This is a genomic window from Methylobacterium sp. WL7 (genome assembly GCF_008040085.1).
Taxonomy (GTDB): domain Bacteria; phylum Pseudomonadota; class Alphaproteobacteria; order Rhizobiales; family Beijerinckiaceae; genus Methylobacterium; species Methylobacterium mesophilicum.
Genome location: NZ_VRVG01000002.1, coordinates 91,864 through 114,389, shown reverse-complemented (window position 1 = coordinate 114,389; position 22,526 = coordinate 91,864). Strand labels below are relative to the sequence as shown.

Genomic DNA, 22,526 nt, shown 5'->3' with positions numbered 1-22,526 from the left:
CAGGCAGCGTGAGCGGCCCGCGACCCAGCGGGACGCGACGCGACGCGTCCGCGCGCAGCGACATGGCGTCCCCTGACGGTCCAGGCGTCCGGGAACCGGGCGCGGCTCATCCGCCAGCGGTGCCGAGGGCCGCCCTCAGAGCTCCCCGGCATCCGACCACGCGCGCAGGCGCTCCAGCCAGGCGTCGGAGGCCAGCACCGCGAGGCCCGGCAGCAGCGACAGCGGCGTGACCCGCTCGACCCGGTCGCGCTCGCCCATCCGCAGGCCCCCGCGCCGGGCGTAGAGGCGTAGGATGTCGGCGAGGCGGCCCTCTTCCGGGGGCTCGTTGCGGGCGACGGCCCGGATCTTCTCCACGATCTCGTCGGTGGTGCAGGCGACGATCCCGTCGGTGCCGGCGCGGTTGTCGCGCAGGCCCTCCTCGTAGAGCAGCCGCAGCGCCAACAGCACCAGGGTCTCGTCCTTGCGCAGGCGCTCGGAGGCGATGTCGTGCCGGGGCGCGTCGGCGGCGGGGCTCAGCGACACCATCTGGTCGCGGTGCGAGACCGTGAGCGCGTAGCCCAGGCAGGCGAAGTAGTCGGTGAAGAACGGCGCGTAGTGCCGGGCCAGCTCGTAGGAGCGGCCGATCCCGGGCGTGTCCGCGTAGATCACCTGCCCCTTGAGCATCACCTGGAGGGCGCGGCACAGCTCCTCGGCGTCCGGGGCGCGGGCGCCGGGCGGCGGCGGCTCGTCGCCGTCGATGATCGCGCGAAATCCCTCAAGCACCGGCACGCCGCTCCAGCAGGAAATCGGGGCAGTCCAGCCAGCCGTTGGCCAGCCGCTCGGGCAGCCGGACTACCGCGTAGCGGTCGCGCAGCCGCGCATCGAACAGCACGTCGATCTCGCGCAGGCGCTGGAACACCACGAAGTCGTCGACCCCCTCGATCGTGATCTGCGAGCCGCGCAGCGACACGGCCTTGCCGAGCCGCGCCTCGACGAAGGCCGTCATGGTCTCCGGCGTCACGGTGGTGCGGCGGCGGAACTCGGCCTTGGCGGCCGCGAAGGCATCCACCGCGGGGTCGTCGTCGATATCCGGCAGCGGTTCGACCTCGATGGCGCTGCGGCGGGCGCGCGGCGTCTGCAGGTGGCCCTGGCCGATCGGCGGCCGCAGCAGCGACACCACCGGCGGCACCTCCGGCGCCACCTCGGCGGCGCCGACGGCGCGCAGCATCGCGGCGACCCGCTCGATCCCCGAAGGGTCCGGCCGGTCCATGGCGTGGAGCGCGGCGCCGATCCGCCGCTCCAGGCGGGCCACCACGGCATCGACTGCGTCGAGATGGTTGTCGAGCCCCTCGAACACCGAGAGGATCTGGGCGAGGTCGGCCCGGACCGCGCGCTGGGCGGTATCGAGGTCGGGGCTGCGGCCCTCGCGGATCTGACCCTCGGCCAGCGCCCGCACCGTGAGGGCGTCGCGCAGCGCCCGGCCGGCCTCGCGGACCACGCTGGCGCGGAACCGGAACGGGTTGAAGCGGGTGTGCAGCGTCCGGTAGTCGCTGATCAGGTGGCGTTCGACGAAATCCTCGAAGAACAGCCGGAAGGTCTTGGCCCGGTCGGGCTCGCGCAGGATCCGCTCCTCGACCTTGCGCATGCCGGCGGCGAGTCCGCGGACATGGGCCAGGAAGGCGGCGGACGCCCGGGCGGCGTTGGACAGGGCCTCGGAGCGGTTGGCCGGATCGGAGACGGCGCTCTCCAGGCCGCCCAGCACCTCCAGCACCGCGCCGCCGTAGGAGCGGGTCTCGCCCCGCTCCAGCCGGGACAGCTCCTCGAGCAGGAGGCGCGCCTCCGGGTCGAACTCGGCCACCGGGACGTAGCGCTCGCGGCGCTCGAGCAGCCAGCCGGTCTCCAGGAGGCGCCGGTAGAGGGCGTTGCGGCGTTCGGCCGGATCCGCGGAGATCGGCTCGTCGCCCAGGATCTCGGGGTCGCTCCAGCCGGCGGCGAAATCGCCGATCTCGGCGAGCAGCTCGGCCTTGCGCACCGGCTCCGCCCCGAGGACGCGCCGGTGCAGGTGCAGCAGCAGGGCCGCGTTGAAGCCCCGGCTCGGCGAGGCCAGCGGCTTGAACAGCTCGTCGGGCAGCTGCGCGAACAGCATTGTCTCGGGACTCTCGCCGTCGCGCAGCCGAACCCTTACTTCGCGCCGAGGAGTTCGACGTCGAAGATCAGCGTGGCGTTCGGCGGGATCACGCCGCCGGCGCCCCGGGCGCCGTAGCCGAGCTCCGGCGGGATGATCAGGGTGCGCTTGCCCCCGGTCTTCATCGTGGCGACGCCGAGATCCCAGCCCTTGATCACTTGGCCGGCGCCCAGCGGGAAGCTGAAGGGCTGGTTGCGGTCGCGGGAGGAATCGAACTTCTTGCCCTTCTGGCCGCCCTCGTCGAGCCAGCCCGTGTACTGCACGGTGACCTGCTGGCCGGCCTTCGGCTCGGGCCCGGTGCCCACCACCTCGTCCTGGTACTTCAGGCCCGAGGGCAGGGTGACGATCTCGGCATTCGCGGCTGCTGTCATGGCGATGAACGCGGCTCCGGCAATGAGGGACAGGCGAGGCATGGTATCTCCCTGGAGCCGGCGCCGTCCGCGCCGGCCGTCGGGGGGCCTTCTATCGACTCAGGTTCGTCCAGGCCAGGGAGGCGCAGGATCGCCGTCGGGGCGGCGGCTCAGGCGGCCCGGACCGTGTCGAGGAACCGCGCCACTTCGGCGGTCAGCGTCTCCGACTGGCGGGACAGTTCCGTCGCCGCGCCGAGCACCTGGCCGGCCGCCTTGCCGGTCTCGTCGGCGGCACTCGCGACGCCCGCGATGTTGCTGGTGACCTCGCCGGTCCCCGCCGCCGCCTGGCCGACGTTGCGCACGATCTCCTGCGTGGCCGCGCCCTGCTGCTCGACCGCCGCCGCGATCGAGGTCGCCACGCCGCTGATCTCCTGGATTCGCGCCGTGATCGAGCCGATCGCCGTCACCGCCCCGCCCGTGGAGGCCTGGATGCGGCCGATCTGGCCGGAGATCTCTTCGGTGGCCTTGGCGGTCTGCTCGGCGAGCGCCTTCACCTCGGAGGCCACGACCGCGAAGCCGCGCCCGGCCTCGCCGGCGCGCGCCGCCTCGATGGTCGCGTTCAAGGCCAGCAGGTTGGTCTGCCCGGCGATGCTCGAGATCAGCCCGACCACGTCGCCGATCCGCCCGACGGCGCTGCTCAATTCCTGCACCAGGTCGGCGGTCTGGCCGGCCTCGGCGGCCGCCCCCAGCGCCAGCTTGGCGGATCCGTCGACCTGCCGGCCGATCTCCTGCACGGAGGTGCCCAGCTCCTCGGCGGCGGCCGCCACGGTGTTGACGTTGCTGGCCGCCTCCTCGGCCGCGGCCGCGACCGTGGTGGATTGGCTGGCGGTCTGCGTGGCGGTGGCGGTCATGGTCTGTGCGGTGGCCTGCAATTCGGTGGCCGAGGACGAGACCTGGCCGATGATGCCGCCGACCGCCCGCTCGAAGCTCTCGGCCATCTGAAGCATGCCGGCCTTGCGGTGCTCCTCGGCGGCGGCGCGCGCCTGCGCGGTCTCCGCCTCCAGCGCCCGGGCGCGGATCAGGTTGTCCTTGAACACCTGGACCGTCCGCGCCATCGCGCCGACCTCGGTGTCGCGGTCGCGCAGAGGCACCGCGACCGACGCGTCGCCGTCGGCCAGGGCCTGCATGGTCCCGGTCATCGTCCGGATCGGCCGCAGCACGAAGCCGAAAAGGGCGACGAGGCCGAGGGCCACGAGCAGGCCGGAGACCACCAGCGCCGCCACGTTGCGAATCAGGACGCCGCGCGCCTCCTGGGCCAGGGTCTCGGCGCGCGCGATCATCTCGTCGAGGGCGGCGTAGGCGAGGTCCACCAGGGTGGCCTGTTCCGGGGTGTCGAGCTTGCGCGCCTGCTGGAGCGTGACCCCGGGCGGCTGATGCTGGGCCAGCGCGGTCGAGACGGCCATGCGCCGGTCGAGGGGCGCGCCCTCGAAATTGTTGGTGCGCGCCTTGTCGAAGGCCGTCCGGACCGGGCCCATGAGGTTCGCCGCCGTCTCCGCGGCGAGCTTCCACGTGGCGTCGAGCCGCCCCCGCTCCTCCGCGGCCGCGACGGTCTCGGCGGGCGACCAGGGCGTCCCGGCCGACAGGGACGTCTGGATCCGCAGCGCGATGGCGCCGAGCGCCATGCGGGTCGCCCAGGCCGCGCGCTTGAGGGAGAGATCGCGCTCCAGGACGGTGTCGGAGCGCGGGATCGCGGCATCGATCGCATCCGTCGTCGCCGTCAGGGTGTCGAGCATGGCGAGGAGGGCCGTCTGCGCCTCCGCGGTGACGGCGGCGTCACGCTGGGCCTTGGACACCTTCAGGGCGTCATCCACCCGGGGGCGGAGGCGCTCGACACGCTCGCGGGACGCCTGGAGCTGACCGAGCGTCGCCCGGACGGAGGGCAGATCCAGGTCGCCCACAAGAGCCGTCGCCGCGGCGATGCCGGCCACCGCCCGCTGCCGCTCCGTGTAGAGCCCGGACAGGGTCTCGGCATCCATCGGCTGGTCGGCGGCCAGGAACTGCAGGGTGGCGCCCCGCTCCAGCCGCGTCGCGTACAGGGTCTGGAGCAGCGCGCGGCTCGCCCGCACGAGCGAGATGCCCGCCTCGGCCTGGACGGCCTCCGTCCGCGCCCCGATGAGCGCGGTCGTCGCATAGGTGAAGATGATCAGACCCAATACGAAGAACACCACGCTCATCGTCGTGCGGATCGAAATATTTTGCAGGCGGATCATCGCACAACTCCAGAAACCCGACGGTCGCGCGGTCATGTCCGATACGGAACCATTTGTCGAATGTTACGGCCGTGAAACTTCTTGATCTCACTCTTAACTGTGTCGCTGGATGACAATCGGTGCTTGAACTATTCCGTGTCGAAACCGCATCGGTCGGAGAATTTTGTCGACTTCGTTTCAATTGAAAGCTGTTTAACGTTGTCTTTACGCTCGCATTCCGGCGGGTCACTGATCTTCGCGCCGGGGTGGGGCGTTCCATGATGCGCCACCGCCGTGCGGGTTACGATGGCCACGCAGGGTGCGCCGAGGGCTCTCTCCTCCCCTGGCGGGGGAAGTGGAGGTGGGGGTGGTTCGGATGGCGCGTCTCCGCGCGATCCTGCGGCCTCCACCCCCGGCCCCTCCCCACCGCGGGGGCGTTCAAGGCCTTCGTCGGCCCGGCCCGCCGTGCGACGGGAACCGGGCGGCGGGGCACTCAGAAGGTGATCAGCGAGGTCAGGCCGAACACCACGACGTCGGGCTTCTGCTCCGGCGTGGCCCGCCGGGTGATGTACTGGATGTTGGGTCGGACGACGACGTTGTCGGTCACCGCGATGCTGTAGAACGCCTCGACGAAGCGTTCCTGCCACGGCAGCCGCCGGCTGGTCCGGCCGACCAGGTTGCTCAGCGCGATGGCCTCGACCGCCCGGGGATTCGGGGTCGTCTGGCCGACGCCGAAGCCGATCCAGTCGTTGGGACGCTCCGCGCACCAGCCCTTGTAGACGAACCCGCCCGTCACCTGGGCCGAGTAGACCGAGGTGTCCCGGTCGCTGGCCACGGCCCGGACGAAGGCCGAGACGTTGCGGACGGTGTTGGCGGGATCCGGGCGGTAGACCTCCTGGACGCCGACGAAATACAGGCCGTCCCGGCCGTCGTGATGCAGCGGCTGTCCCCGGTACATGGGGAAGGGCAGGCGCCGGTCGTTTAGGTAGACGTCGTTGCCGCCGCTGGTCTCGTGCCAGCCGCCGACCTTGTAGCTGCCGGCGTAGCCCGCGCCGCCGACCTTCGGGAACCAGCCCGCCTCGGACAGGATCAGGGCGCCGGTGTCCTTGCTGAAGTTGAAGCTGAAGCCGTCGACGAGGTTGTCCGGATTGACCTGGTAGGCGCCGACCTGGACGTAGGCCGTGTCCGCCGTGCCGACCCGCAGGCGGGTCGCCCACTGGCTGACCGGATAGTTGTAGATGTAGTTGCCGGCGATCTTGCCGGTCGGGGCGCCGCACAGGGCGTTGAGCTGGAACTCGCAGGCGAAGCCGGCGAAGTCGTCGCTCGACGGCATCCGACCGATCTTCAGGTCCACCAACGGGCCGAACTTCTGATCGTACCAGAACTGGCTCAGTCGCCAGATGCGGCCGCGGCCGTAGATCTCCTCGACGCTGGTCTGGGTGCCGAGATGCGCGTCCTGGGTCAGGTCGCGGCCGTGCCTGTGGCTGAGCGTGACCACGCCCGACCCGCCTTCCAGGCCGAACATCTTCTCGAAGTCGAACAGGCCCTTGGCGACGAACTGGGCGGCACCGCGCGCCAGCGTGCGGTCCCCGCCGGCCGCGTTCGTGGCGCCCTCGTAGACGTAGCCCAGGTTGAGCAGGATCCCGTGTTCCCAGAGCCGGTCGCGGACGCCGCCGAGATTCCCGAGCAGGCCGAATTTCGGGCCGACGTTGCGCGGATCCACCGAGCCGACGGCGGGGCGGGTGTCCGGCGCGGGCGTCGACGGCCGATCCAGCGGGAGGCGCTGCGGCGCATTCGGATCCGGCAGGATCGTCGATTCTTCCGTATTTCGAGGCGCCGAAGGCTGTGCCTGCGCCGTTCCGACAAGAGGACCGGCCGCGATGACAAGCAGAGTGGCCGCCCATCCCGAAAGAAGTCTACGTTCCATGATCCATAACGCCCCCGAGCCGACAGTGTTCTGTTCGGCGCCATGGGGTTACAGCCTGGTAAAACCGCAGATTGCAAGCTTTTGAGGGCGACTTATCTTGGAACGTCAGAGACCTTGAATTCGCCAGCGAGACTTAGTTTGGATCATTTTGAAATGTCGAGCGGCGGATAATCGATTTTCAATACGCTTTCATCGATCGATACAGAGATCGAGGCGGCCGATAGAGCGACGGGCGGACAATCCCCGCCCAGCAAGGCCCACCGTGACCGCATTCGCATCGGTCTTCGTCCGCTGCGTCTTGCTCCGGCGCGGGCTTCGGGAAGCCCGCGCGGCGTCAAGACGGGCGAGGATTCGCCGCCACACCCGCGGCGAAATCGGCTTCGCGCGGCCGGTTCTGCGGGTCCGAGGCCGGCTCAGCGCGCCAGCAGGCCGGCCAGATGCGCGACGAGCCGGCGGGCGACCTCGTCCTTGCCGAGGCGCGGCCAGGTCTCCAGCGCGCCGTCGCGGTGGATCAGGTGGACCGTGTTGTCGGTCCCGCCCATGACGCCGCCCGCGGCCGAGACGTCGTTGGCGACGATCAGATCGCAGCCCTTCCGGACGATCTTGGCCCGGGCGTGGTCCAGCACCGTGTCGGTCTCGGCGGCGAAGCCGACCACCAGGGGGGGGCGCCCGGCCTCCAGACGCGCGACGGTGGCGAGGATATCGGGGTTCTCGACCAGCGGCATCGGCACCGGGCCGGCGCCGTCCTTCTTGATCTTCTTCGCGCCGGCCTCCGTCTCGGGGCGCCAGTCGGCCACCGCGGCCGCGAAGATCGCGATGTCGGCGGGCAGGGCGGCCTCGACCGCCGCGAGCATGTCCCGGGCGGTCTCGACCCGCACCACGGCGACGCCGGCGGGATCCGGGATCGAGACCGGCCCGGAGACCAGCGTCACGCGGGCGCCGGCCTGGGCGGCCGCGGCCGCGATCGCGTGGCCCTGGCGCCCGGAGGACCGGTTGGCGAGGTAGCGCACCGGATCGATCGGCTCGTGGGTCGGCCCGGAGGTCACCAGAACCCGCTTTCCGGCAAGGGGGCGGGCGGGCGCGCCCTGGCGGCCCGACAGGAAGCCGAGGCCCGGGGCCCCGGCGCCCGCCTCGCCCAGCATCCGCTCGACGGCGTCGGCGATCTCGTTGGGCTCGGCCATGCGGCCGGGGCCGGTCTCCGCCTCGGCCATCTTGCCGGCATTGGGCCCGACGAGGCGGATCCCGTCGCCCTCCAGGGTGGCGCGGTTGCGGCGGGTCGCCGGATGCGCCCACATCTGCACGTTCATGGCCGGCGCGATCAGGATCGGCAGGGTTGTGGCCAGCAGGATCGTGGTCGCGAGGTCGGCGGCGTGGCCGCCCGCCATCCGGGCCATCAGGTTGGCGGTGGCCGGCGCCACCACGACGGCATCCGCCTGTCGGGCCAGCTTGATGTGGCCGATATCGGCCTCCTCGGCCCGGTCGAACAGGTCGGTATGGGCCCGCTCGCCCGCGAGCGCCGCGGCGGCGAGCGGCGTCACGAATTCCTGCGCGCCCGCAGTCAGCACCGGGCAGACGCTGGCGCCCCGCTCGCGCAGGCGCCGGATCAGGTCGAGGGCCTTGTAGGCCGCGATGCCGCCGCCGATGACGAGGAGGACGCGGCGGTTGGCGAGCGTTTCAGTCGTGCGGGTCTCGGTCATGGCGAAAAGCCTCTGCCTGAGCCGGCGCGCCCGTCAAGCGGGCCGGGGGTCAGGCCGCCGCCGGAACCGCGGGCGCCTTCAGGCCGCCGAAGCGGCGATCCCGGCGGGCGAAGTCGGCGATCGCCGTGGCGAGGTCGTCGGGGCCGAAATCCGGCCACATCCGGTCGGTGAAGTGGAGTTCGGCATAGGCCGCCTCCCACAGCAGGAAATCCGACAGGCGCTGCTCGCCGCCGGTGCGGATCACGAGGTCCACGTCCACCGGCGAGCCGTGCATCTGCCCGGCCACCAGCGCGCCGAAACTCTCCCGGGAGGCGTCGCCGCCCTGGAGCGCCTGCGCCGCCGCGATGATCGCGTCCCGGGCGGAATAGTCGACGCAGATCCGCAGGTGCAGGCGGGTGCCGGCCGCCGTGGCCGCCTCGGCGGCCGCGATCGCCTCCGGGATGCCCCGGGGCAGGCGGTCGCGCCGGCCCACGACGCTGAGCCGGGTGCCGGTGCGGGCGAGCCGCTGGGTCTCGTTGCGCAGGTAGGAGCGCAGCAGCCGCATCAGGCCGCCGACCTCGTCGTCGGGGCGCTGCCAGTTGTCGGCCGAGAAGGCGTAGAGCGTGAGCGTGCCGATGCCGAGATCCGGGCAGGCCTCGGCGGTGCGCCGGATCGCCTCGACGCCGCGATGGTGGCCGGCCAGACGCGGCAGGCCGCGCTGCGTCGCCCAGCGCCCGTTGCCGTCCATGATGATCGCGGCGTGCAGCCCCCCCGGCCCCGCTTCGCTTTGCATCGTAAAGTCTCCCGGCATGGGCGTATCGCTGAGGTTTATTCGGTTTGCGTTGAGAGTCTCTGCGCGATCCGGCGTTCTCAGGCCGGTTTCGTGGCCGGATCGAGGCCGCGCACCCCGCCGTCCGGACTTCGCTCGGCCGCCGCCGCCGCGTCGCGCACCACCTGCTCGAGCACGCCGAGATAGAAGATGAAGCGCCGGCGCCCGGTCGGCGTCATCCGGCACACCGTCTGCGTCCGGTTGAGCGAAAACCCCTTTTCGAGGCTCACCAGGTCGGCCTCGCTGAGCACGGCCAGGTGGCGGCTCAGGTTGCCGTCGGTCAGCCCGCACAGGCGCTTGAGGTCGGGGAAGGGCAGGCCCTTGGGGTGGGCCACCAGGGAGGTGAGCACGCTGAGCCGCGCCCGCTCGTGGATGATCCGGTCCAGCCCCTCGTAGGAGAACCGTCCGTCGTCGCGGTCAGAGGTCATCATCGAAGGCCCGGGCGCCGCGATGGATGAGGCCGGCCAGCCAGATCTGGCCGACCACGAAGGGGAGCCCCATGGTCCAGGGCGACAGGGTGCGGGTCTCGGCCGCGATCGCCAGCGCGGCGAGGCCGGTGAGCAGGTACCAGGCGCCGACCCCCTGGACCGCCCGGGGCAGGATCCGCGCCGAGGCGAACAGGCCGAGCCCGACCAGCACCTGCCACAGGCCGGGCAGCATCCAGACCTCTTCCGGAGCGAAGCGGGCGATCACCAGGGCCAGGCACGCCCCGGTGCCGGCGGCCGGCATGAACACCTCGATGGCGTTCCACACCATCGCGTCGGCGAGGCCGGAATGGAGCCGGCGGCTGCGCCGGACCGCCTCGACCCCGATCAGGGCGAACGCCACCAGGGCGGCACCGATCCACAGGCCGAAGAACAGGGCCGGCCGGGCCGCGGGATCGCCGAGCCAGAGGGCTTGGCCCACCGCGCAGGCGAGCGACAGGCCGCCGGTCCCCGCCACGGTGGCCGCGCCCAGGCCGCGGAACGCGGTATCGCGGGCGATCTGCGACCGGATCGCGACGATGTCGGCCAGCGCCTTGTCCAGGTCCTGCATGAGCTTCAGCCCCCGCCCTGCATCATGCTTTGCACCGCAAAGTACCGGCGGGCTCCGGCCGCCGCAAGCCAATTCACCGGTCGATGGGACCGAATTTTCTCAGCATCGACCGTGCCGGTCCAGGCCAAAGCACGGTGAATTCTACCTAAGAGTTGTAATTATCCATTTTCGCGGCGAAGAGCGTCGAGATCGAGCGGGGCCGTGACCATCCGCAGGGCGCCGTCCGGATCGCGGGGCCACTCCGCCTCCGGCCGGTCCCGGTAGAGCTCGACGCCGTTGCCGTCCGGATCGCGCAGGTACAGGGCCTCGCTGACCCCGTGGTCGCTGGCGCCGTCGAGGGGGATGCCGGCCGCCTCGACCCGGCGCAGGGCATCCGCCAGGGCGGCCCGGGTCGGGTAGAGCAGGGCGAGGTGGTACAGGCCGGTGGTCCCCGGCGCGGGCGGCGGACCGCCGAGGCTCTCCCAGGTGTTGAGGCCGATATGGTGGTGGTAGCCCCCGGCCGCGACGAAGGCGGCGCGCTCGCCGTAGCGCTGGGTCAGGCCGAGGCCGAGGATTCCGCAATAGAAGCCCAGCGCCCGGTCGAGGTCGGCCACCTTGAGGTGGACGTGCCCGATGCGGGTCTCGGGATGGATCGGTGCGGTCATCGGCGGGCTCCCCCGTGAAAGCTTGAAAACTCCGCAGCCCCGAGGGTTTCTCGCGGCGCGTGCGGGGCCCATATTGGTGCCATGCCTGCTCCGAAGAACACGCCCGCTCCGAAGAAGCCGCGCGCCGTATCCGTCTCGGCCTCGTCGGCCAAGGCGTCGAAGCCCGAGCTGAAACCGCTCGACACCTACCTGGCGGAACTGCTCAACCCGGCGCTGAACCGCAACCGGCCGCCGCCGATCGCGCCGGAACCGGAGAAGCCGCGTCCGGGCAAGCCCAAGGGACGGCCCGCCAAGGAGCCGGTCGGCAAGGCGGCCAGCCGCAAGGTCGAGATCGCCCGAGACGGCTTCGCCGAGGCGCCGCAATCCGGCTACGCCCTCGGCGACGCGGCCGAGGTCGATCCGCGCCTCGCCCAGGCCCTCGGGCTGACCCCGCCCGAGGACGGGCCCGCGCCCGAGGGCGCCGACCTGCCGGATCCGGGCGGCGACGGCGGCGCCTCCGCGACCGTGACGGCGCTGGAGCGGCTGCTGATCGAGGGCAACCCGCTGTTCAAGGACGGCCAGACCTGGGTGCCGCACCGGCCGGACCGGCCGCAGAAATCCGAGGGCGGCCTCCGGTTCACGCTGAAATCCGAGTTCGAGCCGGCCGGCGACCAGCCCACCGCCATCGCCGAACTGGTCGGCGGGATCAGCGCGATGGAGCGCGACCAGGTCCTGCTCGGGGTCACCGGCTCGGGCAAGACCTTCACGATGGCCAAGATCATCGAGCAGACCCAGCGCCCGGCGCTGATCCTCGCCCCGAACAAGACCCTGGCGGCGCAGCTCTACGGCGAATTCAAGTCGTTCTTCCCGGACAACGCCGTCGAGTATTTCGTCTCCTATTACGACTACTACCAGCCCGAGGCCTACGTCCCGCGCTCAGACACGTTCATCGAGAAGGAATCGTCGATCAACGAGCAGATCGACCGGATGCGCCACTCGGCCACCCGCGCCCTGCTGGAGCGGGACGACGTGATCATCGTCGCCTCGGTGTCGTGCATCTACGGCATCGGCTCGGTCGAGACCTACACGGCGATGTCGTTCACGGTGACGCTCGGCGAGAAGATCGAGCAGCGCCAACTCGTGGCCGACCTCGTGGCCCTCCAGTACAAGCGGATCCAGGCGGATTTCGCCCGCGGCACCTTCCGGGTGCGGGGCGATTCCATCGAGCTGTGGCCGGCCCACCTTGAGGATCGCGGCTGGCGGATCGGCATGTTCGGCGACGAGATCGAGTCGATCGTCGAGTTCGACCCGCTCACGGGCAAGAAGATCGCCGAGCTGAAATTCGTGAAGGTCTACGCCAACTCCCACTACGTCACGCCGCGGCCGACGCTGCAGCAGGCGATCAAGGGCATCAAGAACGAGCTGAACGGCCGGATCGAGGAATTGACGAAGATGGGCCGGCTGATCGAGGCCCAGCGCATCGACCAGCGCTGCACCTTCGACATCGAGATGATCGAGGCCACCGGCGCCTGCAACGGCATCGAGAACTATTCCCGCTACCTCACCGGCCGCCGCCCCGGCGAGCCGCCGCCGACCCTTTTCGAGTACCTGCCCGACAACGCCCTGGTGTTCACGGACGAGAGCCACGTCACGGTGCCGCAGATCGGCGGCATGTACCGGGGCGACTTCCGCCGCAAGGCGACCCTGGCCGAGTACGGCTTCCGCCTGCCGTCCTGCCTGGACAACCGGCCGCTGCGCTTCGAGGAATGGGACGCGATGCGGCCCCAGACGGTCCACGTCTCGGCCACGCCCGGCAAATGGGAGATGGAGCGCACCGGCGGCGTCTTCGCCGAGCAGGTGATCCGCCCGACCGGCCTGGTCGACCCGGTGATCGAGATCCGCCCGGCGCGGGCTCAGGTCGACGACCTGCTGGGTGAGGTCAAGGCGGTCGCCTTGGCCGGCTACCGGACCCTCGTGACCACGCTGACCAAGCGCATGGCCGAGGACCTCACCGAGTACCTCCACGAGAACGGCGTGCGCGTGCGCTACATGCACTCCGACATCGACACCCTCGAGCGCATCGAGATCATCCGCGACCTGCGGCTCGGCGCCTTCGACGTGCTGATCGGCATCAACCTGCTGCGCGAGGGTCTCGACATCCCGGAATGCGCCCTGGTGGCGATCCTCGACGCCGACAAGGAGGGGTTCCTGCGCTCGGAGACCTCCCTGGTCCAGACCATCGGCCGGGCGGCCCGGAACGCCGACGCGCGCTGCATCCTGTACGCCGATTCCATCACCGGCTCGATGGAGCGGGCGATGGCCGAGACCGAGCGGCGTCGCACCAAGCAGCTCGCCTACAACGAGGAGCACGGCATCACGCCCCAGAGCGTGAAGCGCGGGATCAGCGACATCCTCAACAGCGTCTACGAGCGCGACCACGTCCAGGTCGATACCGGCCTGGCCAAGGACGCGATCACGGTGGGCCACAACCTCAAGGCGGTGCTGGCCGACCTGGAGAAGCGGATGCGGACGGCCGCCGCCGATCTTGACTTCGAGGAGGCCGCGCGCCTGCGCGACGAACTCAAGCGCCTCCAGGCCACGGAGCTGCTGGTCTCGGACGACCCGATGGCCCGGCAGGGCGACGTCGAGCGCGAGGCCGGCAAGTACGGCCGCAAGGCGCCGCGCGGCGCCGGGGCGACCCGGATCTCGAAGCCGGAACTCGACAACATGGGCCCGGGCACCGACCGCGAGATGCCGGCGAACGCGGTGGCCTGGCAGGAGCGGCCCAAGCCGCGCTCGACGCAGGGCCTCGGCGGCCAGAAGCCGAAATACAAGGGCGGGGGCGGCCGCAAGCGCGACTGACCGTGCGGACTTCAGGCGGCCCGGTCGTCCCAACCGGCATAGCGGCTCGCCACCGCCTCGCCCTCGTCCACCAGCGCCTCGGCGATCCGGAGCGCCAGGGCGTCGCAGGCCTCGTCGTAGGCATGGGGATCCGCCTGCACGGCCGCCCGCGTCACCGCACCGACCCGGTCGCGGACGATGTCGCGGGCGATGCGCAACGCATCGGCGAAGGGCTCATAGGGGCGCGGCATGCTCGCTCCGGCGACGGATCGGGCCATCACGGCCCGGGTGGCGGCTGCAACGAGCATCCGGGGGAAAACGTTCCCGTGGGGTGCCGGACGGAGATGGGTCCCATCCCAGATCCGCCGGTGAGTGAAGCAGGCGAGCGACGATGAATTCCGAGACGAACACGCCCCCGGCCCTCGACGACGCGACCCTGGCCTTCGCGGGCCGGGTCTTCCAGTTCGCCCGGATGGGCCATGCCGACGAGCTGGCGGAGCTGTTCGGGCAGGGGCTGCCGGCGAACCTGCGCAACGACAAGGGCGACAGCCTGCTGATGCTCGCGGCCTATAACGGCCAGGCGGACGCCACCCGGGTGATCCTGGAGGCCGGCGGCGACCCGGAACTCGCCAACGATCGCGGCCAGACGCCTCTGGCCGGCGCGGCGTTCAAGAACGACATCGCCATCGCCCGGCTGCTGCTCCAGCACGGCGCCGCCGTGGACGGCACCGGCACCGGCAGCCGGACCGCCCTGATGACCGCGGCGATGTTCGACCGCACCGAGATGGTGGCGCTGCTGCTGGAGCACGGCGCCGACCCGGACTTTCGCGATGCCGCCGGCCAGAGCGCCGCCGACATGGCCCGGGCCATGGGCGCCCAGGCGACCCCGGGCCAGCTCGACGCGGCGGCACGGAAGGCGGGGTGAGGGATCTTTCGACGAAGGGGGCTGGATACGGAGAGCAATGCCAATCTTTTGCCCTCGCGATCACGACATCCTCTGCTTCAGCAAAAGTTGGACGGCGAACGCAATGCGATCCTTGGAGGCGGTCGCTTCCAGTTTCGCGATACCGTCCTCGGCCTGCGCGATCGCCGTCAAGGCATCGGCACGGGTCACACGGTGTGTGGGATCGTAGTCGGCGCTATGCCGCTGCACCTGAAGACCCTGGAAGACATCGCCAACCCGGATCAGGTCATTGGGAAAACCAAAACTGCGCAATTGTTTGCATGCGCTTCTGGCATCTCCGTGATTCAACGCGCGATACGTATGGCGCCACGCTTTGTCTGGCCGGTCCCGCCCCGTTCCGGCCAGTCTGTCCGCACAATCCCGCGCGAGCGCATGGAAGAGCGCGTAATAGGCGGTACTGATCGCCCGCTTCAGATCCGATTGCCGCGGCCTGCCGACACTGGCCTTCGCGAGCCGTCGTGCCGTTCCGAGAAGCTCCCGGCTCATTAGCGGGGACGCGGGCTCGGGGTCGCTTCCGGAACCATGTGCCGTAAATAGGCGAATCGCGGTTCCCGCAACTCGAACAGCCTGTCGTTCAGCTTCGTAAGCGTCTCGGATGCGATTCGAGGGTCAGGCTCGGACGCGGAATCGTTATAGTGGACCCTGACCTGGATGATCGGATCTCCACCCGCATCCTCATCCGCGATCGCCTCGACATCACGCACTCCGAAGCGACCGAGCTGCGCGCGCACGATCGCATCGATGGCCTCATGTAAGGCAGGGGTGATCTCAACGCCCATCATGATCGCAGGATAGCATACGGGCCGATGGCGAACCATCGGAAGGCGGGCGACTTTGATCCGTGTCGCAGGGGAACCCTTCTTCGAAGATCTGCCTGGACACAGGCGTTCCGGCAATGATTGGTTCTTGCCTGCGCAGCCCGAGCCAGAAGATCATCAAAGCGGCCACGGCGCCTTCAAAATCAGAACAGACATCGATCGAAGGAAACGCCGTGCCGCCCATGACCGCACTTCGCCCCGCGCTGATCGCCGTCGCGATCCTCCTGCCCGCCGCCGCCCGCGCCGCCGAGACCCCCTGGCCGGCCTTCGGGCACGACCACAGCAACCGCAATTTCTCCGACCTCACCCAGATCGACCGCGCCAGCGTCGCGCGGCTGCGGCCGGCCTGGATCTTCCAGACCGGGGTGACCGGCTATTACCAGGCCCAGCCGGTGATGGTCGACGGCGCGCTCTACACGTCCACGACCCAGAACAACGTCGCGGCGCTCGATGCCCGCACCGGCCGGCCGCTCTGGACCTACACGCACAAGCCCCGCACGGAAAAGATCTTCGGGCCGCCCTCGAACCGCGGGGTCGCGGTCTCGGACGGCCTCGTGTTCGAGGCGACCATGGACGGGCGGCTGATCGCGCTCGACGCCAAGACCGGCCGGGTGGTGTGGGACAAGGAGGCGGTGCGCCCGGAGGAGGGCGAGAGCGAGACCGCCTCGGATCTCGCGGGCAAGCTCGGCGGCAAGCCGGTGCAGGGCTCGAGCCGGCTCGGGTTCAAGATGCCGCCGCTGGTGGCCGAGGGGCTGGTGATCGTGGGCGTCACGGGGGCGGGCTACGGCCTGCATCTGGAGGACGCGGCCGGCGGGCTCGACGGCGGCGCCGTGGTCGGGATCGAGGGCGGTTACGGACGGCGCGGCTGGCTCGCGGCCTACGACGCCAGGACCGGCGCCGAGCGCTGGCGCTGGTACGTCACCCCGTCCGAGGGCTGGGAGGGCGGCTTCGTCGGCCAGACGGTGGACGGCGTGCCGCTCCAACGCGACATCGCCGCCGAGAAGGCGGCGGCCCCGGCCAACCGCGAGGCCTGGCGGGTCGGCGGCGGCTCGCTCTGGATGACCCCGGCCTACGACCCGGATCTCGGCCTGATCTTCCTCGGCACCGGCAACCCGGCGCCGCAGAATTTCGGCGCGTCGCGGCCGGGGGACAACCTCTACACGATGTGCCTCGTGGCCCTCGACGTCCGCACCGGGCAGCTGCGCTGGTACTCGCAGCAGGTGCCGCACGACGAGTGGGGCTACGACGTCGCAGCGCCGCCGTTCCTGCTCGACGGGCCGAACGGCACCAAGGCCGTGGCCTCGGCCAGCAAGACCGGCTGGATCTACGTCCACGATCGCGCCACCGGAAAGCTGCTCGAACGCTCGGCCCCGCTGATCGAGCAAAAAAACCTGTTCGCGCCGCCGACCCCGCAGGGCACCGTGGTGGCGCCGGGGCCGCTCGGGGCCGTGTCGTGGCCGCCCACCGCCTATGACGGGCGCCGCGCCTACGTGCAGGTCCGCCACGGGGCCACGACCTACACGATCAAGACCGTGCCGGCCTCCGGCGACCGGCCGGAGATCCGCTACACCGAGACCAGCGAGGCGAAGGGCGAGCCGTCCTTCAGCACGCTGACCGCCGTGGACCTCGCAGACGGCGGCACGATCGCCTGGACCCTGCGGTCCGACAGCCGGCTCTCCGGGGGGACGCTCGCCACCGCGGGCGGCCTGGTCTTCTCCGGCGCGGAGGACGGACATCTCGAGGCCCACGATGCGCGCGACGGCACGCTGCTCTGGCGGTTCCAATGCGGCGCGGGCATCAGCGGCCCGGCCATGACCTACGCGCTGGACGGCAAGCAGTACCTCGCGGTGGCGGCCGGCGGCGCGTCCTTCACCAAGGCGGCCGGGTTCGGCACCGGCGACGCACTGCTGGTCTTCGCGCTCCCCGATTGACGCGCGCCGAGCTTGACTGGAGGAGTTCCAACCTTTGGCGGCGGGGATTCGTCCGGACGATGACGCAGGAGCAGGGCAGGGACGGCGCGGATGGCCAGCCGAGCCATCGCGGCGCGCCGGTGATCCGCACCATCGCGATGCCGGCCGACACCAACCCGGCGGGCGACATCTTCGGCGGCTGGCTGATGGCGCAGATGGATCTGGCGGCCGGCAGCGTCGCGGCCCGGCGCTCGCGCGGGCGCTGCGCCACCATCGCGGTCGACGCGATCACCTTCCACCACCCGGTCTTCGTCGGCGACGAGGTCAGCCTCTACGCCTGGCTGATCACGGTCGGGCGCTCGTCCCTGCGGATCCAGGTCGAGGTCTGGCGCCGGGAGCGGGCGAGCGAGACCACCATGAAGGTCACGGAGGCGACCTTCACCTTCGTGGCGATCGGCGACGACCGCCGCCCGCGCCCGGTGCCGGAGGCGTAGGCCGGGCCTGGCAACCCCGACGCCGGGCCCGGTGGGCGCGGCGCATGGACGGCACTGTCGCACCGGGCGGGTGACGCAACCCAGGTGATTTCGTCGCCGCCGCTCCTGCGCCAAATCGGGCGCGCCGGATCCTCTCCGGTCGGTCCCGTCGATCATGGTCTTCCGCCCCCTCGGTCCATGGTCAACGGGGCCGCCCTCCCGGAACGGAGCACGCTGGATGACGGATGGGTCTTCGAAGGATCCGGACTTCTGGGACGGCCTGGCCGTGCATGTCGCCACGAAGGTCGAACCCGTCCTGCGGCAGGGGCCGCGGGCGCGCGAGCCGGTGATCGCCTACCTGCGGGACCTGGAGGCGGTGGCCCGGCAGGAATGCGACAGCCGGGGCGTGATCCAGATCCTCGCCTCCGCGCGGCGCGTCCTCGGGGATCGGGACCAGATCGAACCGGCCAACGGCCCGTTCTCGCGGACCTGATCATGCGTTGCGGCGGGCGGCATCAGCGCACCCGTTCCAGCTGCCGCGTGATCCAGTCCTGCGCCTCGTCGAGGTCGGAGAACGTCGGCCGGTTCGCGGTGTCGACCCGGCCGAAGCCGGCCTCCAGGAACCACATCCCGGCCATGTCCTGGTGGAATCCCGAGAGCTTCACCAGCACCGCCGCGAGGAACCCATCGGCGAAGACCAGCTGACCCTCGGTGTCGTAGCTGCCCGTCGCGACTTGGATGGGTTGCAGGCGCAGAGTCATGCCGCCGCTTGGTCTCCAAGGTGCAGGTAATTCGGTGCAGGTAATTCGGCCGGAACTCCGCCAGCGCCCGCAGGCGGGGCAAGTCGAGGATCGTGAGCCGTCTCGTCCTCAGGTCAATCAGCCCCTGTCGCCGGAGTTCCCCGAGATCGGCACCGGCGCGATCGTCGGCGGCGCCAGGGTGATGAGCGGTCCCGTATCCGGGATCACACGATCAAGCACCGCCACCGCCGTCGTCGAGAACGAACAGCGGCAACGGCATCGCCGTGTCCAGCTGGGCCTCGATTGCGGCCTCGGCCGGGCGCGGGAGGCGATGCCCTGCATCGGCCATCGCGACGATCAGGTCGAGAAAGCCGTTCACGCCGAGCGCCACGATAGCCTCGCCCGAGCCGATCGCGCCCCGGGAATAGGCCGGCAGGACATCGTGCGGCGTGATCAGACGCATCTGCCGCTCGCGATGCCGCTTCCGATCAATCGGATGGTAGCAGGACACCCGCGAGAACGCCCGGGCCGTGCTGTGGTCTTACCCCGCCAAGGCGTAGCGCGTCCGCAGCCGCAGGCCGAACACCGCCATCATGAACATGCAGCAGGTGGCGTTGTTGCCGTTGTACAGCACGGTCTCGAACGAGGCCGAGACGAGGCCCAGGAACCACAGGCGCAGGAACAGCAGCGTCTCGGCATCGAGGCCGCGCCCGCCGGCGACGCGCTGCAGGTCGCGGACCGGCGCCAGCACGAACGCCACCACGGTGAGCGCCAGGAACGGGAATCCGCCGATCAGCGCCGTGTCGAGGTAGGCGTTGTGCGAGTGGTTGGCGGTGTTGACCCAGGTCAGCTCCTCGGAGCCGCCATACATGGTCCGCTCGGTCATCCAGAACGCGCCGATGCCCCAGCCCCGCCAGGGGCGGACCATGATGTTGTCCAGGGCGAACTGCCAGATCTCGCTGCGCCCCGTGAAGGTGGCGTCGGTCAGGAGCGTGCCGACCGCGTCCTGGATCGCCGGGACCAGGATCGAGCCGATCGAGACCAGCGAGAACCCGGCGATCGGCCCGAGCAGCAGCAGCGCCCGCAGGCCCCGCCCGGTCAGGATCCGGCACAGGCCGGTGACCGCCAGGATCACCGGCAGCAGCAGGATCGCGGTCTTGGAGCCGCTGGCCACCAGGAAGCCGAGGGCCAGGAGCACGATGATCCAGCCGAGCACCCGGCTCGCGGCCGCGGCGACGTAGAGCCCGACGATCACCAGGATCACCATGGCCGCCCCGGCCTCGTTCTTCTGCGGGAAGATGCCCCGCCACAGGCCCGGATGGCTCGGATCGGAATTCACGTCGAAGGCCGAGTGGATCGCGAGATCCGGCACCAGGGCCACCGCCAGGTACGAGGCGACCAGGATCACCAGCGCGGACCAGGCCATGGTCAGGGCCAGCTGCCGCGGCGAGCGCGCGACCAAGAGCACGCCCGCCGACAGCATCGTGGCGATGCCGAGCAGGGCGAGCCGGCGCAGCGACAGGCTCGGCTCCACCGACAGGAGCGCGGTGAGCCCGAGCCAGGCGCCGCACAGCATCAGCGGCCAGGTCGCGAGCGGCCGCAGGTGGCGGAACCCGATCCGGTGGAGCGCCGCCGCCATGCCGAGGCCCGCCGCTAGGAAGAGCACCTGGGTCAGCAGGCTGCCATCCTCGGAGGCCGCCAGCGAAGACCGGTCGGACAGGTCCTTGAGCCAGTCGTGGTTCCACAGCAGGACGAACACCGCCCCGTTCAGGAGCACGCGCACGACATCCGGCAGGTCGCGCCCGGCCACGCCGTCCTGAGCCGTCCCGGCCGGGATCCCGATCGCCGCGTCCGCCGAAGCCATGCCGTTCCACTCAGGGGCCGCGGGATGCGGCGCGCATCCATTGTAGCGGGTGCGGAGGCCGGGGCGATGGGGCGACCAGCCGTTGCAGCGGAAGATCTGGCGATAACCTTAGCGGAGGCGAACGCAGGAGGGGGCCTGCGAAGGCGACGGCTCAAGATGACAGATCTGGCATCGGAGATACCTCCTGGCGTATAGATCCACGCACGGCATAACGTGGAGATACCCCATGCGGGCCAAGGTCATGCCTGATGGACGGATGAGCCTGCCCGCCGACCTCCGCAAGAGGCATGGGCTCGGCAATGGTGGCGAGGTCATCGTCGAAGATGTCGGGGACGCCATCGTGCTCCGGACGCTGGATCAGGTGGTGGCGCGCGCGCAGGATATGAGCCGCCGGTTGATCGGCGGCCACGTCGGCGCCTCGGTCGAGGATTTCCTGGCCGACCGCGCCCGCGAGGCCGAGCGCGAGTGACACGCTTCGTCCTCGATGCCTTGGCTCTCCTCGCGCTCCTGCTCGGAGAGCGGGGGGCCGACACGGTCAAGGCCGGGCTCGACGGTTCTGTCATGACGACCGTCAACCTCGCCGAGGTGATCAGCTACTACGCCAAGCTCGGTGCTGGACGCCACGACATCGAGATGCTGCTGCGGCCCCTGCCGATCCGCCTGTTTCCCGTCGATGCGGCATTGTCCTACGACGCGGGCCTCTTACGTTCGATCACGCTCGAAGGCGGCCTGTCGCTCGGGGACCGCTATTGCTTGGCTCTGGCGAAGCGAGAAGGCGTACCCGCCCTCACGGCGGAGCGGCGCTGGCCGGACATCGCCGGGGCCGCCGGTGTCACGATCGCGCTGATCCGCTGAGGCAGGGATTCTCTGAGGCACGACTTTCTGGATGTGACGCTCCGTCGAGCAGCATGCTCTTGCCGCCGCTCCTGCATCCGGCGTGGCGGCCAGTTCGATCCGGTCGGGATCGCGGGAACACCCGCCGGCCCCGCGCAGACAACAGGTGCACCATGACCCAATCGGCATCCCGGGCGGTCATCGTCCAGCCCGGCGGCGGCTTCGACGCGGTGGGGTTCGGCGAGCGTCCCGTGCCTGAGCCGGGCCCCGGCGCGATCACCGTGCGGCTGCGGGCGAGCTCGCTCCACTATCACGACTACGCCGTGGTGAGCGGCCTGTGGGGGCCGAGCGAGGCGCGCGTGCCGATGTCGGACGGCGCCGGGGAGGTCGAGGCCGTGGGCCCCGGCGTGGACGGGTTCGCGGTGGGCGACCGGGTGGTCAGCACCTTCTTCCCGACCTGGCTCGACGGCACGCCGCTCGTCGAGGGTTTCGGCACCGTGCCGGGCGACGGGGTCGACGGCTACGCCCGCGAGCGGGTGACGGCGCCCGCGACCGCCTTCACCCACGCCCCCCGGGGCTGGGACCATGCCGAGGCCGCGACCCTGACCACGGCCGCGCTCACCGCGTGGCGGGCGCTCCACGCCGATGCCGGGCTCAAGGGCGGCGACGTGGTGCTGGTGCAGGGCACCGGCGGCGTGTCCCTGTTCGCCCTGCAATTCGCCAAGGCGGCGGGCGCGACCGTGATCGCCACCTCGTCCAGCGACGCGAAGCTCGAGCGCCTGCGCGCCCTCGGTGCCGACCACCTGATCAACTATCGCGCCGACCCGGCCTGGGGCGACACCGCAAGGCGCCTGACCGACGGGCGCGGCGTCGACCACGTGCTCGATGTCGGCGGTCCGGGCACCCTGGAGCAGTCGATGGCGGCCGTGCGGGTCGCCGGCCACGTCTCGGTGATCGGGATCCTGACCGGCGTGGCCGGGCCGCTGCCGCTGGTGCCGGCGCTGATCCGGCAGATCCGGCTCCAGGGCGTGCTTGTCGGCAGCCGGAGCCAGCAGATTGCGATGATCCGCGGCATCGAGGCGTGCGGCCTACGGCCGGTCGTGGACAGCGTCTACCCGCTGGACGAGATCGTGGCGGCGTTCCGGCACCAGGAGAGCAACCGCCATTTCGGCAAGATCTGCATCCAGATCTGAGGGCCGGGAATCGGATAGGGTGGCGGCCTCGCGGTC

24 protein-coding genes and 1 pseudogene are annotated in these 22,526 nt (G+C 70.8%); 8 read left to right on the top strand and 17 right to left on the bottom strand.

Going from position 1 to position 22,526, the window contains the following annotated elements:
* Positions 1-135: 135 nt before the first annotated feature.
* From FV233_RS01190 to FV233_RS01140, 10 genes are all read right to left on the bottom strand, one after another.
* Positions 136-762: a DUF4194 domain-containing protein gene (locus FV233_RS01190; RefSeq protein ID WP_147896390.1), complete on the bottom strand. Its 627-nt coding sequence runs from the start codon at positions 760-762 to the stop codon at positions 136-138.
* Entirely contained in the window at positions 755-2,125 is a 1,371-nt protein-coding gene (locus tag FV233_RS01185) for a Wadjet anti-phage system protein JetA family protein (RefSeq protein WP_147896389.1), read from the bottom strand. The genes FV233_RS01190 and FV233_RS01185 overlap by 8 nt, the downstream gene beginning before the upstream one ends.
* 35 nt (positions 2,126-2,160) lie before the next feature.
* Positions 2,161-2,577, bottom strand: coding sequence for an FKBP-type peptidyl-prolyl cis-trans isomerase (locus tag FV233_RS01180; protein ID WP_147855820.1), 417 nt, complete (start codon positions 2,575-2,577; stop codon positions 2,161-2,163).
* A 107-nt stretch (positions 2,578-2,684) separates the two neighbouring features.
* The gene (locus tag FV233_RS01175) at positions 2,685-4,784 is read right to left on the bottom strand and encodes a HAMP domain-containing methyl-accepting chemotaxis protein (protein ID WP_187278028.1); all 2,100 of its coding nucleotides are present in this window, start codon (positions 4,782-4,784) and stop codon (positions 2,685-2,687) included.
* Positions 4,785-5,256: 472 nt separating this feature from the next.
* Positions 5,257-6,486 (bottom strand): carbohydrate porin, encoded by a 1,230-nt coding sequence (locus tag FV233_RS01170; protein WP_187278027.1) that lies wholly within the window; start codon positions 6,484-6,486, stop codon positions 5,257-5,259.
* A 617-nt stretch (positions 6,487-7,103) separates the two neighbouring features.
* Positions 7,104-8,387 (bottom strand): bifunctional phosphopantothenoylcysteine decarboxylase/phosphopantothenate--cysteine ligase CoaBC, encoded by a 1,284-nt coding sequence (gene coaBC / locus FV233_RS01160; RefSeq protein WP_147896386.1) that lies wholly within the window; start codon positions 8,385-8,387, stop codon positions 7,104-7,106.
* 49 nt (positions 8,388-8,436) lie between these two features.
* Positions 8,437-9,159 (bottom strand): di-trans,poly-cis-decaprenylcistransferase, encoded by a 723-nt coding sequence (locus FV233_RS01155; RefSeq protein ID WP_147896385.1) that lies wholly within the window; start codon positions 9,157-9,159, stop codon positions 8,437-8,439.
* A 77-nt stretch (positions 9,160-9,236) separates the two neighbouring features.
* Positions 9,237-9,626, bottom strand: coding sequence for a transcriptional regulator (locus FV233_RS01150; RefSeq protein ID WP_147857943.1), 390 nt, complete (start codon positions 9,624-9,626; stop codon positions 9,237-9,239).
* A complete protein-coding gene (locus FV233_RS01145; RefSeq protein WP_147896384.1) occupies positions 9,613-10,230 on the bottom strand; it encodes a hypothetical protein in 618 nt (205 codons plus the stop codon). Before FV233_RS01145 ends, FV233_RS01150 begins: the two co-directional genes overlap by 14 nt.
* A gap of 158 nt (positions 10,231-10,388) precedes the next feature.
* Positions 10,389-10,874 carry a VOC family protein gene (locus FV233_RS01140; RefSeq protein WP_147896383.1) on the bottom strand — a complete coding sequence of 162 codons (486 nt, stop codon included), beginning with the start codon at positions 10,872-10,874 and terminating at the stop codon, positions 10,389-10,391.
* A gap of 81 nt (positions 10,875-10,955) precedes the next feature.
* Between FV233_RS01140 and uvrB the strand changes: the two genes are divergently transcribed.
* Entirely contained in the window at positions 10,956-13,715 is a 2,760-nt protein-coding gene (uvrB, locus tag FV233_RS01135; protein WP_147896382.1) for an excinuclease ABC subunit UvrB, read from the top strand.
* A gap of 11 nt (positions 13,716-13,726) precedes the next feature.
* Here the strand turns inward: uvrB and FV233_RS01130 are convergent, their stop codons facing one another.
* Positions 13,727-13,945 (bottom strand): hypothetical protein, encoded by a 219-nt coding sequence (locus FV233_RS01130; protein ID WP_147855849.1) that lies wholly within the window; start codon positions 13,943-13,945, stop codon positions 13,727-13,729.
* Positions 13,946-14,085: 140 nt separating this feature from the next.
* Here FV233_RS01130 and FV233_RS01125 point away from each other — a divergent pair, with 140 nt between their 5' ends.
* The gene (locus FV233_RS01125; protein WP_147855848.1) at positions 14,086-14,619 is read left to right on the top strand and encodes an ankyrin repeat domain-containing protein; all 534 of its coding nucleotides are present in this window, start codon (positions 14,086-14,088) and stop codon (positions 14,617-14,619) included.
* Positions 14,620-14,679: 60 nt separating this feature from the next.
* On the opposite strand, the gene FV233_RS01120 is transcribed toward FV233_RS01125, so the two are convergent.
* Together FV233_RS01120 and FV233_RS01115 are read right to left on the bottom strand one after the other, a co-directional pair.
* Complete coding sequence (locus FV233_RS01120; RefSeq protein ID WP_147855847.1) at positions 14,680-15,144, bottom strand: hypothetical protein; 465 nt, start codon at positions 15,142-15,144, stop codon at positions 14,680-14,682.
* Between the two features lie 282 nt (positions 15,145-15,426).
* Positions 15,427-15,660, bottom strand: coding sequence for a hypothetical protein (locus FV233_RS01115; protein ID WP_147855846.1), 234 nt, complete (start codon positions 15,658-15,660; stop codon positions 15,427-15,429).
* Here FV233_RS01115 and FV233_RS01110 point away from each other — a divergent pair.
* From FV233_RS01110 to FV233_RS01100, 3 genes are all read left to right on the top strand, one after another.
* Positions 15,659-17,407, top strand: a complete 1,749-nt coding sequence (locus tag FV233_RS01110) for a PQQ-binding-like beta-propeller repeat protein (protein ID WP_147896381.1) — start codon at positions 15,659-15,661, stop codon at positions 17,405-17,407. The two genes, FV233_RS01115 and FV233_RS01110, sit on opposite strands and share 2 nt — an antisense overlap.
* Positions 17,408-17,466: 59 nt before the next feature.
* Complete coding sequence (locus FV233_RS01105) at positions 17,467-17,880, top strand: acyl-CoA thioesterase (RefSeq protein WP_147896380.1); 414 nt, start codon at positions 17,467-17,469, stop codon at positions 17,878-17,880.
* A 217-nt stretch (positions 17,881-18,097) separates the two neighbouring features.
* Entirely contained in the window at positions 18,098-18,352 is a 255-nt protein-coding gene (locus tag FV233_RS01100; RefSeq protein ID WP_147855089.1) for a hypothetical protein, read from the top strand.
* 22 nt (positions 18,353-18,374) lie between these two features.
* Here the strand turns inward: FV233_RS01100 and FV233_RS01095 are convergent, their stop codons facing one another.
* From FV233_RS01095 to FV233_RS01080, 4 genes and pseudogenes are all read right to left on the bottom strand, one after another.
* Positions 18,375-18,620 carry a hypothetical protein gene (locus FV233_RS01095; protein ID WP_147855090.1) on the bottom strand — a complete coding sequence of 82 codons (246 nt, stop codon included), beginning with the start codon at positions 18,618-18,620 and terminating at the stop codon, positions 18,375-18,377.
* A 34-nt stretch (positions 18,621-18,654) separates the two neighbouring features.
* A pseudogene (locus FV233_RS31050) lies at positions 18,655-18,765 on the bottom strand (Crp/Fnr family transcriptional regulator); the annotation flags it as partial.
* 66 nt (positions 18,766-18,831) lie between these two features.
* Positions 18,832-19,062: a hypothetical protein gene (locus FV233_RS01085; protein ID WP_147896379.1), complete on the bottom strand. Its 231-nt coding sequence runs from the start codon at positions 19,060-19,062 to the stop codon at positions 18,832-18,834.
* Between the two features lie 78 nt (positions 19,063-19,140).
* Positions 19,141-20,463: an O-antigen ligase gene (locus FV233_RS01080; protein WP_147855092.1), complete on the bottom strand. Its 1,323-nt coding sequence runs from the start codon at positions 20,461-20,463 to the stop codon at positions 19,141-19,143.
* A gap of 226 nt (positions 20,464-20,689) precedes the next feature.
* On the opposite strand from FV233_RS01080, the gene FV233_RS01075 reads away from it, so the two are divergent.
* The 3 genes from FV233_RS01075 (at position 20,690) to FV233_RS01065 (ending at position 22,490) form a co-directional block, all read left to right on the top strand.
* Positions 20,690-20,932, top strand: a complete 243-nt coding sequence (locus tag FV233_RS01075; RefSeq protein ID WP_147855093.1) for an AbrB/MazE/SpoVT family DNA-binding domain-containing protein — start codon at positions 20,690-20,692, stop codon at positions 20,930-20,932.
* Complete coding sequence (locus tag FV233_RS01070; protein ID WP_147896378.1) at positions 20,929-21,318, top strand: PIN domain-containing protein; 390 nt, start codon at positions 20,929-20,931, stop codon at positions 21,316-21,318. Before FV233_RS01075 ends, FV233_RS01070 begins: the two co-directional genes overlap by 4 nt.
* A gap of 152 nt (positions 21,319-21,470) precedes the next feature.
* The gene (locus FV233_RS01065) at positions 21,471-22,490 is read left to right on the top strand and encodes an NAD(P)-dependent alcohol dehydrogenase (protein WP_147896377.1); all 1,020 of its coding nucleotides are present in this window, start codon (positions 21,471-21,473) and stop codon (positions 22,488-22,490) included.
* The last annotated feature ends 36 nt before the right edge of the window (positions 22,491-22,526 follow it).